The organism is Streptomyces sp. NPDC054961 (assembly GCF_053609145.1).
In genome coordinates, this window is sequence record NZ_JBSGWY010000043.1 from 29,183 (window position 1) to 45,722 (window position 16,540).

General features: G+C 71.1%; 12 protein-coding genes and 1 pseudogene. 5 read left to right on the plus strand and 8 right to left on the minus strand.

Annotated elements, in window-relative coordinates; genetic code table 11:
• The first annotated feature begins 384 nt into the window (after positions 1–384).
• Entirely contained in the window at positions 385–879 is a 495-nt protein-coding gene (locus ACWF9Z_RS29840; protein WP_453607101.1) for a DUF5709 domain-containing protein, read from the plus strand.
• A gap of 168 nt (positions 880–1,047) precedes the next feature.
• Here the strand turns inward: ACWF9Z_RS29840 and ACWF9Z_RS29845 are convergent, their stop codons facing one another.
• From ACWF9Z_RS29845 to ACWF9Z_RS29860, 4 genes are all read right to left on the minus strand, one after another.
• Positions 1,048–2,016 carry a Rieske 2Fe-2S domain-containing protein gene (locus ACWF9Z_RS29845; RefSeq protein WP_453607103.1) on the minus strand — a complete coding sequence of 323 codons (969 nt, stop codon included), beginning with the start codon at positions 2,014–2,016 and terminating at the stop codon, positions 1,048–1,050.
• Between the two features lie 221 nt (positions 2,017–2,237).
• Positions 2,238–2,810 carry a dihydrofolate reductase family protein gene (locus ACWF9Z_RS29850; RefSeq protein WP_453607106.1) on the minus strand — a complete coding sequence of 191 codons (573 nt, stop codon included), beginning with the start codon at positions 2,808–2,810 and terminating at the stop codon, positions 2,238–2,240.
• A 209-nt stretch (positions 2,811–3,019) separates the two neighbouring features.
• A complete protein-coding gene (locus tag ACWF9Z_RS29855; protein ID WP_453607108.1) occupies positions 3,020–3,472 on the minus strand; it encodes a hypothetical protein in 453 nt (150 codons plus the stop codon).
• A gap of 159 nt (positions 3,473–3,631) precedes the next feature.
• Positions 3,632–4,762 (minus strand): NADH:flavin oxidoreductase, encoded by a 1,131-nt coding sequence (locus ACWF9Z_RS29860; RefSeq protein WP_453607111.1) that lies wholly within the window; start codon positions 4,760–4,762, stop codon positions 3,632–3,634.
• 219 nt (positions 4,763–4,981) lie between these two features.
• Between ACWF9Z_RS29860 and ACWF9Z_RS29865 the strand changes: the two are divergent.
• Positions 4,982–5,389, plus strand: a pseudogene (locus ACWF9Z_RS29865) (MarR family winged helix-turn-helix transcriptional regulator); the annotation flags it as partial.
• Positions 5,390–5,574: 185 nt separating this feature from the next.
• On the opposite strand, the gene ACWF9Z_RS29870 reads toward ACWF9Z_RS29865, so the two are convergent.
• Positions 5,575–6,804 (minus strand): hypothetical protein, encoded by a 1,230-nt coding sequence (locus tag ACWF9Z_RS29870; protein WP_453607113.1) that lies wholly within the window; start codon positions 6,802–6,804, stop codon positions 5,575–5,577.
• Between the two features lie 9 nt (positions 6,805–6,813).
• The gene (locus ACWF9Z_RS29875) at positions 6,814–9,561 is read right to left on the minus strand and encodes a hypothetical protein (protein ID WP_453607116.1); all 2,748 of its coding nucleotides are present in this window, start codon (positions 9,559–9,561) and stop codon (positions 6,814–6,816) included.
• 251 nt (positions 9,562–9,812) lie between these two features.
• Here ACWF9Z_RS29875 and ACWF9Z_RS29880 point away from each other — a divergent pair, with 251 nt between their 5' ends.
• Positions 9,813–10,034: a hypothetical protein gene (locus ACWF9Z_RS29880; protein ID WP_453607119.1), complete on the plus strand. Its 222-nt coding sequence runs from the start codon at positions 9,813–9,815 to the stop codon at positions 10,032–10,034.
• Positions 10,035–10,081: 47 nt separating this feature from the next.
• Here ACWF9Z_RS29880 and ACWF9Z_RS29885 read toward each other — a convergent pair whose 3' ends face one another.
• Positions 10,082–10,849, minus strand: coding sequence for a methyltransferase domain-containing protein (locus tag ACWF9Z_RS29885; protein ID WP_453607121.1), 768 nt, complete (start codon positions 10,847–10,849; stop codon positions 10,082–10,084).
• 147 nt (positions 10,850–10,996) lie between these two features.
• The gene (locus ACWF9Z_RS29890; protein WP_453607124.1) at positions 10,997–13,093 is read right to left on the minus strand and encodes a SpoIIE family protein phosphatase; all 2,097 of its coding nucleotides are present in this window, start codon (positions 13,091–13,093) and stop codon (positions 10,997–10,999) included.
• 562 nt (positions 13,094–13,655) lie between these two features.
• On the opposite strand from ACWF9Z_RS29890, the gene ACWF9Z_RS29895 reads away from it, so the two are divergent.
• Together ACWF9Z_RS29895 and ACWF9Z_RS29900 are read left to right on the plus strand one after the other, a co-directional pair.
• Complete coding sequence (locus tag ACWF9Z_RS29895) at positions 13,656–15,428, plus strand: NlpC/P60 family protein (RefSeq protein ID WP_453607126.1); 1,773 nt, start codon at positions 13,656–13,658, stop codon at positions 15,426–15,428.
• A 211-nt stretch (positions 15,429–15,639) separates the two neighbouring features.
• Positions 15,640–16,425: a serine hydrolase domain-containing protein gene (locus tag ACWF9Z_RS29900; RefSeq protein WP_453607181.1), complete on the plus strand. Its 786-nt coding sequence runs from the start codon at positions 15,640–15,642 to the stop codon at positions 16,423–16,425.
• Positions 16,426–16,540 lie beyond the last annotated feature (115 nt).

Genomic DNA, 16,540 nt, shown 5'->3' on the forward strand with positions numbered 1-16,540 from the left:
CTTGGCGCACAGGAGCCGGCCCCGAGCCGTACTTCGTCCGTTTCGTTCCTCGGACCGTCGGGTCCCGTACAGCGTGGCAGGCGGGGGTCCGTCCGGCGAACGAAGACCTCGCTCGGCTCCCCCGTTCGGCTCTCGCCCCGCTCGCGCCCCTCCTCCCGGGTCGCCCGAGAGGGCCCTGCCCGCGCCCCTGACCCGACCGGGCGGAGCGGGTCCGGCCGCAGGCGGAGCGGCGGGTCCGGGCCCCGCCGATCGGGTCGCGGCGTCCAGGACGTCGGAGCGGGAAGGCCGGCGGGGTGTCCGCGATGCTTAAAACCGCGTGACCTGGCAAGTCGCCTAGTGGTGCCTCAAGGAGAAAACTCGGGCGATCCGATCCGGAGGAACACGATGAGTGACGACCAGAGGGCCGATGACGTGTACCAGCCGACCGGCGGCAATGACGAGCAGGGGGACGCGGCACCGCTGGACCTGCAGAACGCCGTGGGCGAGCGGACGTACGACGACATGCTGGACGAGGGCTACTCGCCCCCCGAGAAGCCGCTCGGCGTCACGAAGTACGGGACGACCGCAGCGGAGCAGCGCGAGGGCGAGTCCCTGGACCAGCGCCTGGCACAGGAGGTCCCGGAGGGCGCTCCGGACGTGGGCGACGGTCTGGGGGACGTACCGGGAGGCGAAGGGGAGCTCCGCCTGGACGCGGAGACGGGAACGGTCCGCGCGGGCCGCCTGACGGCTCCCGACGAGGGCGCGCACACCGACGTGACGAAGGAACTCGTCGCCCGGGACCACGGGATCGACGCGGGCGCGGCGAGCGCGGAGGAGGCCGCCGTGCACATCGTGGAAAGCGAGCCGGGCGGGGACGCGGAGAGGGGCGCGGAGGGATAGGGAGACGCGGAGGGGCCGGCACGTCGGCACGACGCCGACGGGACCCCCGCCACCGCGGGGAACCCGCCCCCTCAGCCGCCTGACCGCACCCTCTCCCTGTCCGCACCATCGCGCGGAACCATGGTGCTCACGGAGTCCTCGCCACGGGCTTCGCGGCCCGCATGGGCCCTACCGCTCGGCTTCGGCGTCGACGCCCTGCGGGCCTGCGGCTCGCGGCCCCCGCCTGAGACGTGCCTCCACGCGGCCGCCGACGGTGCGGGTCTCGAACGCGGGCTGAGGAGCGGTGGCCGGGCCCGTCGTGTTCCATCCGTCGGTCAGGCGGAACGTGCTGCCGTGCCACGGGCAGCGGATACAGCCGTCGGAGATCTCACCCTCGGACAGGGGGCCGCCCATGTGGCTGCACCGGTCGGCCAGCACCCGCACCGCGCCGGCCCTCTCCCGCACCACCACGACCGGCTCCTCCCCCACGTGGCCGCGTACGGGCGTGCCCACCGGGAAGTGCGCCACCTCCCCCAGGGGATGCCAGTCGGGCCCGATCAGATCAGGGATGTGCTCGGCATGATTGGCGCCCGCCCCCTGCCGGAAGGCCATGTGTCCGCCCAGGGCGGCGCCCGCACTCACCGCTGCCAGCCCGGCGAGACCCCATGCGCGGCCGCGTACGAACCGGCCCCGGGCACGGGCGGTGAACGAGGCGGCGTACAGGGCGACACCCGCCGCGTTGGACACCGCGTGGACCAGCCCCACGCGCATCTGCGGCCGTCGCAGTTCGGCCCAGTCCGTCCACCCGGCCCAGGCCGCGGGCACGGCGGTCACCAGACCGACCCCCACCAGAGCGCGAGCGGCCCGCTGCTGCCCCGGCACGCAGTCCAGCACGGCGGCCGACATCCAGCTGCCCAGGGGCAGCTGCACCAGCGACGGATGCACGGGATGTCCCAGCCACCGCCCGTGCAGGACGTCGCGGCCCCGGCCCAGGGGCACCGCCCGGACCGCCCCCCGCAGGGCGTCGACCAGCCGGTCTGCCCGCTCGGAACGCTCCACGCGGTCCATCGCCCTCAGGACCCGCCCCGGCCCCGCATCGGACGGCAGGACGGTACGGACCGCACAGGCCAGACGTTCCCATGTCACAGAGGTATCCATAGCAACCCGTGTAACCCGCCGCAGGTCCCGTGAAACGGCCTGCCCCGCGCCGACGGCATCTCCCACCGCGCCGCGACACCGGCGCCCAGCAGGGATTCCCGTCCGGGGACCACCCGGCCCGGGCCGCCGCTCCTCACCCGTTAGGAGGCAGGCCGTCCGGCACTCCGCCGTCTGACGTCAGGCGGCCCTGCGACCGCGGCCGGCCGAGCGGCGGAGCCGTATCAGTGGACGACGTCGAACACGTTCTTCTGCAGGCCGTTGGCGTAGGCCTCGTGCTCGACCAACCTCAGCTTCTGGGTGTCCTTGTCCGTGGCGCTGAACAGGCGCTTGCCCGCGCCGAGGAGCAGCGGGAAGACGAGCAGGTGGTAGCGGTCGATCAGGCCCGCGTCGGAAAGGCTCTGGTTCAGGGCGGCGCTGCCGTGGACGATGATCGGGCCGCCTTCGGTCTCCTTCAGCGCGGCGACTTCCTCGAGCGAGCGCAGGATCGTGGTCCGGCCCCAGTCAGTCACCAGGTCGTCCTCGGCGAGTGTGGTGGAGACGACGTACTTCGGCATCGCCTTGTAGCGGGCGAAGTCCGCCATGCCGGGCCACACCGGGCTGAACGCCTCGTAGCTGGTGCGACCCAGCAGCATCGCGGTCGCCTCCTCTTGCTCACGGCCCTTGATCTCGAAGGCCTCGGGGAGGAACTCGACGTCCTTGAAGGTCCACCCCGAGTTGCGGTAGCCGGGCTCACCGCCCGGAGCCTCCACGACACCGTCGAGGGAGATGAAGGCAGTACTGATCAGAGTGCGCATCGCAAGTTCCCCGATATCTCGTCCGGCTCAACAGGTCAGGTCGGTCGCGCTTCGGCCCCGCGTACACGGCCTTGCATACCCACCATGTTCTTTGACCGCGGCGCACGAGCAAACTCATCGGCCGTCCCAGAAATACTTTCGCGTCCGACCGGCCCCAGCCGCCCCTCGCCTTCGGACCCGCACCCCCGAAGGCCGCCGCACCGCGTCGCTCAAGCGGACGGGGCACGGCGGACCAGACGCCCGTTGAGGACGACCTCCAGCCAGGTGTAGCAGTCACCGATCCACAGCCCGACCTCCGCCCCACAGCCGCCGCAGGCCAGATTCGGGCCCTCGTGCCCGGCCGGCCCACAGCAGCCGTGCCAACGGCTGAGGATCTTCGTGGTACCGACGAGATCACCCGGGCTCAGGAGCAGGTCCACCCCCGGACCGTGCCCCGCCCTGGACATGCCGAAGCCCTTGGGCGGCGAGCCCCAGGTGATGCGCCCCGGCTCCGGGTCACGGGCGAAGGTGCCTGCCGCCATCCTGGGCGGGCAGGGCTCCACCGGAGTGTCGAGCGGCGTCCAGGCCTCGCCCTCCCCCGGCGGTCGCACCTCACGTACGGGCGCGGACAGCCGGACTCCGCACACGGCGCAGGAGAAGACCTCGGCACCAGCGATCGGCATGTCGTCTCCCCCCGGCTTCCGTGCCGACGAAGCTACCCCACGTCACTGACCCACCGGGCCGTCGGCCTTGGTGACGGCGTTCGCCGGCGGCTGGCCCCGCCGGCTCGCACCCCACCTCCGAGGCCGCACCGGTCCCCCCACCGGGGGGACGTCCCGGCCCTACCGGCTGAGCGACCGGAGCGCCGCCGCGTCGTACGGCTTCAGCTCGTCGAAGCGGTTGCCGAGGACCTTCGCCGCCCACTGCGGGTCCTGGAGCAGCGCCCGGCCGACGGCGACCATGTCGAACTCGTCCCGTTCCATGCGGTCCAGGAGGTTGTCGATGTCGCCGAGCGCCGCACCCTCACCGGCGAAGGCGCGGAGGAAGTCGCCGTCGAGGCCGACCGAGCCGACGGTGATGGCCGGCCGGCCGGTGAGCTTCTTGGTCCAGCCCGCCAGGTTCAGGTCCGAGCCCTCGAACTCCGGGATCCAGTAGCGTCGGGTGGAGGCGTGGAACACGTCGACGCCGGCCTCCGCCAGCGGGGCCAGGATCGCCTCCAGCTCCTCCGGGGTCTGCGCGAGCCGGGCGTCGTAGGCCTCCTGCTTCCACTGCGAGTAGCGGAAGATCACCGGGAAGTCGGCCGGGACGCGCTCGCGGACCGCCGCCACGATCTCCGCGGCGAACTGCGTACGGGCCACCGCGTCGCCACCGTACGCGTCGGTGCGGCGGTTGGTCCGCTCCCACAGGAACTGGTCGAGCAGGTAGCCGTGGGCGCCGTGGAGTTCGACGCCGTCGAAGCCGATCCGCTCGGCCTCCGCGGCGGCGTCGGCGAACGCGCCGATGACGTCGTCGAGGTCGGCGCGGGTCATCGCCCGGCCGGTGCCCTCGGTGCCGTCGACGCGGATGCCGGAGGGGCCGACGGCGGGCGCGTCGGCGTACGGCGCCTCGCCCTGCTTGCGCACCATGCCTATGTGCCACAGCTGGGGCACGATCGTGCCGCCCGCCTCGTGCACGGCCGCGGCGACCTTCGCCCACCCCGCCAGCTGGTCCTCGCCGTCGAACCGCGGCACCCGATCGCTCTGCCCGGCGGACTCGTGCCCGACGTAGGTGCCCTCGGTGACGATCAGGCCCACACCCGCGGCGGCCCGGCTGGCGTAGTACGCCTGCACGTCCTCGCCGGGCACGCCGCCGGGGGAGAACATCCGCGTCATCGGAGCCATCGCGATGCGGTTGGGGACGGTGAGGCCGTTCAGGGTGACGGGCCGCGAAAGGATCTCGGCGGCGCGGGAGGCGGTGGACGGGGTGACGGTCATGCGGGTCCTCCGGAGTGAGGCTGCGGCTCGTCGGACAGCAACGAGAAATGCATAGTACACATGCTATGTATTATGCATATTGCAACCCTGCGGCTGCGCCCCGGCCTCGCGCGGAGCCGTCCGCGGACCCTGCGGAGGTCCGCCGGTGCACGGGTCCGCGATAATGGAGCGCCGAAGGGAGTGGGAGGCGCAGTGCTGGAGAAACTGGAGCGGGAGCTGATGCTGCTCTCGCGGCACCAGGTGCTGGCCCGGCGCGAGCGGGACCCCGAACGCCTGGAGCGGTCGGCGTACCTGCTGCTCAGCCGGATCGACACCCAAGGCCCCATGTCCATCGGACAGTTGGCCGACGCCTTCGGGCTCGACACCTCGACCGTGAACCGCCAGACGGCCGCCCTGCTGCGCTGCGGCCTGGCCGAGCGCGTCGCGGACCCGGACGGCGGCATGGCCCGCAAGCTGCACATCACCGCCGAAGGCGGGCGCCGGCTCGCCGGGGACCGTGAGGTCAATCAGTCCTGCTTGGCCCGGGTGGTCGCCGACTGGTCCCCCGAGCAGGTACGGGAGCTGGAGGACGTCCTGGTCCGGCTCAACCGCAGCGCCGAGGCCCTCGAAGGACGTCACTGGCCGCGCGCGGAGGAAGACCGCGCCCGCACCGCATGCGACCCGCCGGTCCGGCGGGAATCCGCGACGCCCGCTCTGCGGGGATCCGCGACGCCCGCTCCGCGGGAATCCGCGCGGCGGGCCACGGAGGAACCCGTGACTCCCTCCCCGTAGGAACGCCCGCGGACCGCCGCGCGACGTGCTCGGTGAAGCCGTCAGCGCCGGGCCGGGACGGCGAAGGCCATCTGGGTGGCCACGGGCAGGAAGTCCCAGGTGAACTCCGCGATGCCGACGACCGCTTTCGACAGCGCCGCGGGCGCCGCCGCCAACGCGGACAACCCCGCCCGGCCCGCGGCGGCCAGTCCTGTGATCACCCCCGCCTCGACGGCCACCCAGACGAAGAGGGCCAGCAGGGCGACCGCGCCGAGGCCGGCGAGGAACAGCTCCCCCTCCCGGGTGAAGAGACGCCGGTCGGCTTGCATGACCGTCACCAGTTCGGGCACGAGCGTCGGCCCGGGCGCCCGGTGCTTCGCGCTCCACTCCCGCACCGCCTTGTTCATCAGCTCTCTCACGCTCTTCGGGATCAGGGAGCTGTCGAACAGTGCCCGGTGTACGTGATAGAGGATCAGCCCGTCGTAACCGGGCCTGCCGCCCTCCTGCCGCGGATACGCCTGGAAGCGGGCCCGGTTGGTGGGCCAGAAGCAGATCCAGTCGGACACCACGCCCTTCCCGCTCGTGGCGTCGATGCGCAGGGGCAGCGGTAGGAGCATCAGGGCGGGATGGAGCCGCCACGTGCTGGCCCGGGCGCTGACCTGGAGCGAGCGCTGCATCCACTCCAGTTCGAGCCGTATCCGGACCGCGCAGGGGTTCTCCAGGACGGACAGCTTGCTCTGCAGCTCCTTGTACGTCTCCAGGCCGCCCTGCCGGGTGCCGACCTCCACCTGCTCCATGGTGAGCTCGCCGCCGTAGGCCTGGAGCCCGAGCATGTCCGGCTTGAGCTGACCGCCCGGCGCGAGCTTGCGCACGGCCTCGATGAGTACGCCCGCCGGAGTCTTGGCAGCGGGATCGAGCAGCTTCTGGAGCTCCAGGACCTTCGACGGCGAGACGGGGTTGCGGAAGTCCTCGCCCAGCACCCTCAAGGCCATTTGCAATACCGGATCACTGGGCTGCACGGTGAGCCTGCGGTACGGCGCGGCTTCTCCGCGGGACAGCGGCGGCCGGCCGCCCTGCCCCTTCTCCTGGCCGGCGATCAGGTCGAAGACCTCCTGCAACCGGTCCAGCTGGTGCGTCACGTGGGTCGACCCCGGCAACTCCCTCACGTGGCGCTCGAAGTGGTACCTGACCCAGACCTCGGCGGCGATCCACTCCCACCCGGTGAGCAGGTTGGGGTCCCGCTCGCCCAGCAGTTCGCAGCGGGTGTCCTCGTCCAGTTCGTCAGTGGGCACTGCGCCTCCCTACGCGATGGTGCCGAGGTTCGAGGTGATGGCGATGTCCGTCCCGGACGACGGCGTGTACTCGTTCCACTCCGCGATGAGCGCCCCCTTGGTCCCCGGCTGGAGGACCGGGATCGCCGTGGGCGACGCCGAGTGCGACCGGCTCAGCATGCCGACGACGATCTGGTTGCGGTCCGTGTTGACCGCTACGACGGTCTGGGCCTCCTGGACCCCGCGTTCGTCCGCGACGTCGATCACCACCGTCGCACCGACGAGGAACCCGGCCGCCGATTCGACCTTGATGGTCACAGGGCCCTGCGGATTGGCCGGGTTCGGAGCCAGGGAGGTCGTACAGGTGGTGTAGACGGCGTCCTCCAGCCGCACGGCGGAACGTCCGGGGTTGGCCGGCGGGATGCCCGGATAGTTGCGGTCGTCGTACGCCGCCACTTCCTTGGCGATGCTCAGGTAGAGCTCGGGCGGCCGGCTCGGCGGCGGATCCTCGTGGTGGAAGCCGCCCTCCACGAACTTCACCCATTCCTGCTCCCAGCCCTTGCGCACGGTCAGCACCACCCTCGCGCAGCCGGCGCGCAGGAAGGCCTGACGATTGGCGTCGGCGTGCTGGATCTGCCGGATGAAGTCCCAGCTGGGAGGCACGTCCCAGAAGTACGAGTACAGGAATGTGACGACGTTCTCCCATTCGATCGCCTGGTTGAGGAACCGGACGTCGGACTCGTGCTGGCGGAAGACGGCCCAGTCGGCCGCGCTCCAGCCGAGGGAGTTCCCGTCGAACCCGATGCCGTGCTCCAGGTCGACGCCCGCGGCGATGAAGAGCTTGACGACCTTCTCTGGCATGAAGTCGAAGCCGGGGCCGAGCAGGGCGCGCAGGACGCCCTTCATGACCTCGTCGCTCTCCTCCCGGCGCAGCGTGAGGGTGTCGACGTCATTGATCCGCTCCTCGAGTGCGGCGATCCTCGCGGCCACGTCCTGCTGCTGCGCGTAGTACTGGTTCTGAGCGGCGTCGCGCAGCGCGTTCCAGACCGCGGCCTGCCACTTCTGCCTGACGAGGGTGTTCAGCGGTGCCTCGCCCGGCGCCGGCTCCCCGCCGACGGGGACCTCCTCCACCTGTGCCACGACCTTGAGGGAGGTGTGGCGGTTGTCCTGGAGGCGGAAGGAGACGGGGACTTTGCCCGTCGCGTGCAGCTGGAAGGCGCCCCACTGGGGGAGGGTCAGCTCGATCGGGCCGTGGTTCCCGTACGCCTCGGCCATCTCGTACGAGGAGCCGAGCACTTCCAGGTGGTACTTGTACTGGTTCCCGGTCCGGCTCGCCGAGTTGAACCAGAGGGTCAGGGTTTTGATCCTGTAGCCGTCGGGAATCTCCAGCGGTTCCGGCGTGAAGATGTGGGCCTCGTCGAAGGCGGGGGCGTCCACGCTGAACTGCGGGGGCGACGGCGGCTGGGGCGGATCGGGCACCACGGCCCCGTACCGCTCCCCCAGGACCAGGTGGTGGGGCTGCGTTTCCTTCTGTTCGGTGAGGATCCGGTCGGTGATCTCGGAATGCGGCACGTCGAACCGGAAGGGTCCGATCTGCTGCCGCAGGGCCTCCAGCTCCTTGTACGCCTTGCGCAGGGCCGCTCCCGGTTCGGCCACCAGGAGGTCGTACGTCAGCCGCAGGCCGTACCGGTACAGCCGGACCCGCCATTTCCGCATCAGGCTGAAGTAGTCGATCCTTACGGCGTCGGTCTGGCTGGGATTCCTCAGCGTGCGCGTGGAGGCCTCGGAGCTGCCCGTGACGGTGGTGGTGGAGATCGTGACCTTGTGCTCCTGCTTGGCGCGCGACGACGCCTTCTTGGTGAGCTCGGTGGCGTGCTTGGTGCTTTCCGTCGCCGATTGCGACGTGGAGTCCTGGGCGGTGAAACTGGAACTGGCGGAACCCGAGATGACGGGGATGCCGCCCCGGACGGTGCCGGTGACGTTGAACTGGTTGGAGTGCTGCGCCTGGGACGACGTCGACTGGGCCAGTTCCGTGTTGTCCGTGACTCCGGTCTCGCTGGTGTTCTCCAGCGAGTCGGTCACGATGGAGCTGAACTCCTTGGTCTGCACCGACCATTCCTTGTGCGTGACGGCGGTCTCCTCGAGCGGTGCGAGGGGAATCGTCGCGATGAGCTCGCCCCGCTCGAGGCCCGCCGGGGCCATCTCCATGCGCTCCAGGTTGATCCAGCCGATGTTCGGCGCGACCGCGTTGGCTTCCAGCGACTGGGTGGCCACCACTGCGGAACGCAGGGCCAGTGCGCACTGCGCGGGATCGGCGTCCGGCGCTTCGGCCGCCGCCCGCCGGACCTCGATCAGCGCGTTCCCGACCGCGGCGAGGGCGGCGACCGGTACGTCGGTGAAGGCGCTCGCCGGGGGCGCGGCACCGGGGCCCGCGGCGGACGGAAAACCAGCAGCCGCGGTGCGGGCGGTGGCGGCGGTGCCGCCACCGAGCAATTCGAAGACCTCGGCGGGCACCGGTTCGCCGCCGCCGACGTCCGCCACCGCCTCCCGCGCACCCCGCAACCGGGCACGTACCGCTTCCAGTTCCTCACCGGAGAGCGCCAGGCGGCGGGCGAAGGCCGACTTCAGCAGGGCCTGCCCGGTGGGCGGCGGAGGTCCTTGCAGCTGGACGAGGGTGGCCTTGAGTATCTCCCTGGTCGAGCTCGTCAGGACAGGAGGGACAGGAGGGACAGGAGGTGGATGGTCGGGGTACGGTCCGCTCGTCGCGGCCATGTCCATTGCCTCAGCATCGTCCACCATTGCCCTGCCCCCGTTCCGGACCTTCTCCGACTCCTCAATTTACTGCAAAGAGAATGGAAATAAATAGCGCCATTTTCGGCCCATTAAATAGAATTTAATCCGACGAGAAGAATTATCAATTCCTTCTGGTCGAATCGTTTCGGCGTGACGACGCGCCCGGAACGACGACCCGGGATGGCGTGAACAGAGCCTCCTCGTAACCCGGCTCCGGACGTGATCGTTGTCAGCGCATGGACCACACCAAGCGCGTTCGCGCCGCCATCGTCCTGGCCGGCGCGGCCCTGACGCTCACAGGCACCGCCCACGCCGACGGCAATCCCCTCGGAGCCTCCCTGGACAGTGCGGCGGCGAACCTCAACTCCTACGCCACCACCGGAACCATCGAGGGAGGCCCGGACCCCCTCCACTCCCTCACGGCCCCGGTCGAAGCCCTCGGCAACGGCCTGCGGTAGGGCTCGGCACGACAGCCGAAGGGCGCGTCGTCCACCGGCGGGTCCCCTCAGCGCGCCGGCTCCCCCGGCGGCACCTCGACGACGAAGAACAGGAAGCAGGCGTGGGTCGAAAGGTGAGGGAACGCGTCGGGGAACAGTTCACGGGCGGCCGGGTCGGGCTGCGGCTCGCTGATGACGGAAAGGCGAAAGCCGGCGGTGGTGAAGGCATCGGTCATCGCCTTCAATGACCTGCGCCAGAACCTCATCGGAACGGGCTGCCCGCCGAGCGTCCAGTCGAAGGCATAACTGGTGGTCGCGAAATAGTCGGGCCGAGGATCCTGGAAGGTGTAAGCCACGAAAGGGTGGTCCACCGACGCGATCAGCCGGCCGCCGGGCTTCAGCACGCGCCGCAACTCGGCCAGCGTCGGCCCCCAGTCCTCCAGGTAGTGCAGCACCAGGGACGCGACCACGTCGTCGAACGCACCGTCGGCGAACGGCAAGCGGTCCCTCAGGTCCACCACGTGCAGGTCCGCGTCGGCGCCGAGCCGCCGCCCGGCCAACGCCACCATCCGCGCGCTGGCGTCGATGCCGGTGACGACCGCACCGCGATCGCGCAGTGCGGCGGTCAGGGGACCCGAGCCGCAACCGGCGTCCAGGACGCGACGGCCGGCCACGTCTCCGGCGAGGGCCATCATGGCGGGTCGCTCGTAGTAGGCGTTCACGAGGCTGTTCTCGTTCTCCGCCGAGTACGCCTCGGCGAAGCCGTCGTAGTCGTTCACCCGGGCCTGATCTGCAGGCGGGTCGAAGCTTTCGGGCACGTCGGTCATCCCTTCCATCGCCGCAGCCTAACGGTCAGACGATCCGCCGGCCCCGGACGGCCGTGACGGGCCGCGGACGGCTGTGAAACGCACAGGTCAGCCTCAACCACCCGCCCGCGCCTCCGAGGTGACGCCTCAGCGCCTGCGCCTTCCCGCACGCACCGGTCAGGCGCGTACCGAAGAGGTCGGCGGCCGCGCTTGCAGGCGGGCGATGAGCAGCGCGACGTCGTCGTGGTCTCCGGGGCGGCGCAGCCGGCGCAGCAGGAGGTCGCAGGTGTCCTCCAGGTCGCGTTGCGGGCCGCCGAGCAGGGACAGGAGGACATCGAGACGTTCGTCGAGGGGCTGGTCGCGGGTTTCCACCAGCCCGTCGGTGTACAGGACGAACTGGTCACCGAGGCTCAGGTCGAGGCGGGTGGTGTGGAAGGGGACGCCGCCCACACCGAGGGGGGCGCCGGTGGGCAGGTCGAGCAGTTCGGGAGGCCGTCCCGGATGCATGAGGACCGGGGGCAGGTGGCCTGCCAGGGAGATGTGGCACTGCTGGTCGTGGGGATCGTAGACGGCGTAGACGCACGTGGTGAAGGTGTGGTCCATGCTCGCGGTTGCCTGGTCGAGGTGGTGCAGCACCTGGGCGGGGTCGAGATCGAGCTGGGCCAGGGTGCGGGTGGCGGTGCGCAGTTGCCCCATGGTGGCGGCGGCTTCGATGCCGCTGCCCATGACGTCGCCGATGATCAGGGCGGTCTTGTCACCGGGGAGAGGGATGACGTCGAACCAGTCGCCGCCGATCTCGCTCGTGGCGCCCGCGGGCTCGTAGCGATGGGCGATGCCCAGCCCGGGCCGGTTCTCGGGCCGGTTCGGCAACAGGTTGCGCTGGAGGGTGAGGGCCGCGTGACGCTGGCTCTGGAACCAGCGGGCGTTGTCGATGCACACGGCCGCGCGGGCAGCGAGTTCGCCCGCCAGCGTGGTGTCGTCGTCATCGAACGGGGCCGGGTTGTCCGCCCGCATCAGACCCAGGACGCCGATCACCTGGCCGCGGGCGATCAGCGGTACCGCGAGGTAGGAGTGGACTCCGGCCGCGGCGAGCAGCGCGGCCGCGTTCTCGTCCCGGGCGATGCGCGGCAGGTCCTGATCGGTCACCTTCGCCTGCCGGACGGGACGGCCGATGTTCACGCACTGGGTGACCACACGGTCGGTGTCGTACTGGGCGAGGCTTCCGACGGGGTCGGGGGCCCGCAGGGCCTCGGTGGGATAGGCCGCCACCACCGCCAGCGCTTTGAAACGTGCGGGACCGGTCACCACACCGGTGGACCGCTGGCCCTGCAGGACGCCCTCCAGAACGTCCACCGTGGCCAGGTCCGCCACTTCGGGCACGCACACCTCCGCCAGCTCCCTGGCCGTCTGCTCCAGGTCGAGGGTGGTGCCGATCCGCACCGAGGCGTCGGCGACCAGTGCCAGGCGGCCCCGTGCCCGAGCGGCGTCGGCGGCCGCCTGGTGCTGCGCGGTGACGTCGACCACCGAGGTGGCCAGGCCCAGCACGTGTCCGGCCGGGTCCTCCAGTCGGTAGAACGAGACCGACCAGGCGTGCTCCTGGACCGGATCGTCAGGGGTGTGCCCCACGGTGAAGCGGTCCAGCAGCGGGACGCCGGTGGCCAGGACCTGGCGCATCGCGGACTCGTTGGCGTCCCCGCTCAGGAACGACAGCGTGTCCGCCCTGGTCAGCCTGGCGCGGCCCGGGGCGGAGGGGCCGTCCATGCCCTCCAGCGCCGGATTGACCAGCACGAACCGTAGGTCGGTGTCCAGGACTCCCAAACCGATCGGTGACTGGGAGATCAGGCGCAGGGACAGCGCCAGGTCTCGCTCCACGCGCCGCAGCGTCCCCTGATCGGTGGCGATCCCCAGCGCGTAGGCGTCTCCCTGCCGGTCCAGCAAGCGCATGTTGCGGAATTCCACCAGCCGCGTACCGCCGTCCTTGTGCTTGACCGGAAAGCCGCCGGCCCAGCTCCGCCCGCTCTCCATGACACGGACGAACAGCTCGGTCACGAGATCCAGGTGCTGCTCGTCGACGAGCAGCCGGGCCGCGAACTGCCCCAGCGCCTCGCCGGACGGGTAACCGAACAGTTCCTCGGCCTGCGGGCTCCACAGCACGATCCGCCCGCTGTCGTCCAGCACCACCGCGGCCAGGTTCAGCACGTCGAGCAGCCCGCCGGGCGCCGGGACCCCGGACGCTCCTCCGACCTCAGCTCGGAATGCATCGGACGTACTCACCCGGGCGCCCTTTCCGCTCACCGGTCGGCATCAGCCCGTACCCGAGGCCGGACCACAGGCACCGAGCTCCTGGCATCCGCCTCCCACCGTCCCATCTTCCCTCCGAACGGTCGGAGCGGCAGGCCACCGCCCGCCGGCCGCCGTCCGGCCACGAGGTGGGGGAAGGAGGGGAAGGCCTTGGGCGGCCGGGCGACCACGACGGCCCTGGCGCCGTCAGGGCGCGGCTTCGGTGCGTGGCGACGGGGGACGGCCGCTGCTCCCAGGGGTCCGGACGTGGTCACTCTGCGTCATGGAACGATGCGGTACGTACGGTCCTCCGCCGGCCTCCGCACACGTCTGTCCTCCCCGCCGAAACGGACGGCTCGGGTGCCGCCAGCGGGCGGCAGCTGCCGCCGCGCAGGCCGCCCCGGACAGCACGGCTGGGCGTTCGGCTGATCCTTCCCTCCCGGCATCGAGATCACCTCCCGCTTCGTTCAGGGCCGTCCGGTCCACAATCCACATGATTGGGGCACCGATGGGGGGCGACGGCCGCTGATGCGCACCACGATCGGATCATTGCCGCATGTCACAGACCTCCCGACGCAATGTGCTCGCCTTCTTCGCCACCGCGGCCGCCTCCGTCCCACTCGGCTCCTTGAGCGCCGCGGCCTCGCCCAGAACGTCGGCCCCGGCCGCTCCCGCGGGCGGGGCGCTCCTCTCGGCCGTGGCCGCAGCTCCCGCGTCGCTTTCCTCTCCGCGGTCGTCCCTCACCATCGGACCGGTGGACCCCGCCTACTTCACCCAGGTCTCCCTCGGCTCCTTCGCCACCGGCGTGCTGCCGGGAACGCCGCAACGCCTGGAGATCACTTCCGGCACTCAGCGCGTGGCGGTCCTGACCCACGGCGCGCGCACCGTCGTGCTGACGGGCCCCCAGCGCACCTTCACCGAGAACAAGAAGTCCTTCGTGGACGATTTCCAGCGCACCCTCCCGGACGTGACCCTGCCGACGGCCGACCGCACGTACTGGGGGACCTCCCCCGGTGGCGGCAGCTGGTCCACGCTGGGGCCCGCCGACACGGACTACTCGGTGGTGCCGGGCAGCGCCGTCCTCGCGCTCAGCACCGACTACGCCAGCCGCCACGCCACCCTGCGCGACGACGAGATCACCGACGTCGACGTGCGGTCGGTCGCGAAGTTCGACAAGGTGCCCACCGGCCAGGCCTGTTCGTACGCGCTGTCCTTCGGCTACCAGGACACCCACAACAACTACCGGGCCAGGCTGTCCTTCCTGACGTCGGGCACGGTCGAGCTGCGCGTCGAGAAGGAGGTCGCGGACACGGTCACCCAGCTGGCCGGCACGACCACCCTCGCCACCGCTGTGCCCGCGGGCACGAACTGGACGATCCGCGTGCGCCGCGAAGGCGCCCGCATCCAGGCCAAGGCCTGGCGCACGGACACGGCCGAGCCCGCCGCGTGGGCCGCGGACGTCACGGACTCCACCTTCACCAAGGGGCGCGTGGGCCTGCGCGCACTGGCCAACCAGGGCTGCACCAACCTGCCCGTCAAGCTGGTGGTGAGCCGCTTCCAGGTGGACGCCGCGACGTGGCAGCAGCCGCCGACCGTCACCCACAACACCTGGGTACGCGTCCTGCCCGAGCCCTTCGACGGAACCTGGACCTCGGCCCTGGAGCAGACCATCCGCGGTTGGGCCGGATCCCCGAGCCCCGACGCCCTGGCCCACGCGGCGACGTTCCTGGCCGGAGCGTCCGCCGTGACGACCGCCGCGGCCCCGGCAGCGGGCAAGCAGGTCATGGGCGAGGCCGGTTACGGCTACCTGGACCCGCAGGGTTACCGCTACGAGGGCGCGGACTTCCACGAGTACATGAACCTCGGCTGGACCTTCCCCGACGGCACCTACACCGGTCCGTCCAGCAAGCAGGTCGGCAACCTCGACTGCTCGGGCTACACGCGCATGGTCTACGGCTACCACCAGGGCATCCCCCTCGCCGCCGGCGAGGACACCTCCAGAACCAGGATGCCCCGCAAGTCCCGCCACATGGTGGACTACGCCCCCGGCACCCGGATCGACCAGACGGACGGCACGAACCCGCCCGCGGCGCAGCAGCTCCAGCCCGGCGACCTGCTCCTGTTCAACGCCGACTCCGGCGACGACACGGTCACCGTGACCGTCGACCACGTCGGCATCTACCTGGGCCTGGACAGCGCCGGCAAGCGCCGCTTCCTCTCCAGCCGCAAGACCAACAACGGACCGACCATGTCGGACCTGGGCGGCGCCTCGCTCCTCGACGGAACCGGCACCTACGCGCGGAAACTGCACACCGTGCACCGCCTCTGACACCGCTGCGGCCCGGAACCACGGCCGGTCTCGTATCGGACTTCGCATCGGACTTCTTAGCCGTGGTACCGGGCCCTCTCCCGGCGTACTTTCTAAGCTGAGGCGCGTTCCGAGTCGCACACAGGGAGACCTCGCCCATGACCAGCGAAACCGCGGCCATCGACACAGCCGCCCTCACACACCTGGCCGGTGAAGCAGCGGCGAACTGGGCATCGTCGGGGCGCAGGTCGCCGTCGCCGTCGGCGCCGAGTTCACCCAATGCTCCGTCGGCGTCGAGAACATGGCGACGGGCAGGGCCGTCACCCCGGACACGCTGTTCCAGATCGGTTCCACAACGAAGGTGTTCACCGCGGTCCTGCTGATGCAGCTGGTCGACGCGGGGCTGGTGGACATCGACGCGCCGGTGGCCTCGTACCTGCCGGATTTCCGGCTCGGCAACGAGCGGGCGACACGGACCGTGACGCCCCGCCATCTGATGTCGATGACCAGCGGCATCGACGACGGACCCTGCGACGATCCCGGCTGGGGCCCCGACGCCGTGCGCTCCGCCGTGGAGACGGTGGCGGATCTGCCCGTGATGGGGCAGCCCGGTACGGGGTTCGGCTACAGCAACTCCGCCACCAACATCACCGGGCGGATCATCGAGGTGCTCACCGGATCCACGTGGGACACCGCCCTGCGCGAGCGGCTGCTCGAACCGGCCGGACTGCGGCATTCGGCGAGCCTGGTCGAGGACCAGGTCTACCACCCCGTGGCCGTGGGGCACATCGCCACGGAGCACGGCCCCCGGCACACGGGACCATGGATCCTCGGACGCCCGGAAGGACTCATCCGGCGGACGACCACCGAGCTGTTCCCGCTCGGGGAGCACCGTTTCCTGCCCGAGCGCGGTGTGCTCGGTGGCGACCAGGTCCTGGACGTCGCTTTCTACATGGACGACGACGGCAGGGCGCAGCGATTCCTCTACGGACCGCTCGCGGCCCGCCACGTCGGCTGACCCGCGCACGGACCGGGAACACGAGCGGAGAGAACGACGGACGGGGGGGGGGCAGGGGCGGTGGTCGGGCGCGGGGCGGGTGTCGGGGGTGGCGGGGCGGGGGGGCGCGGGCGGG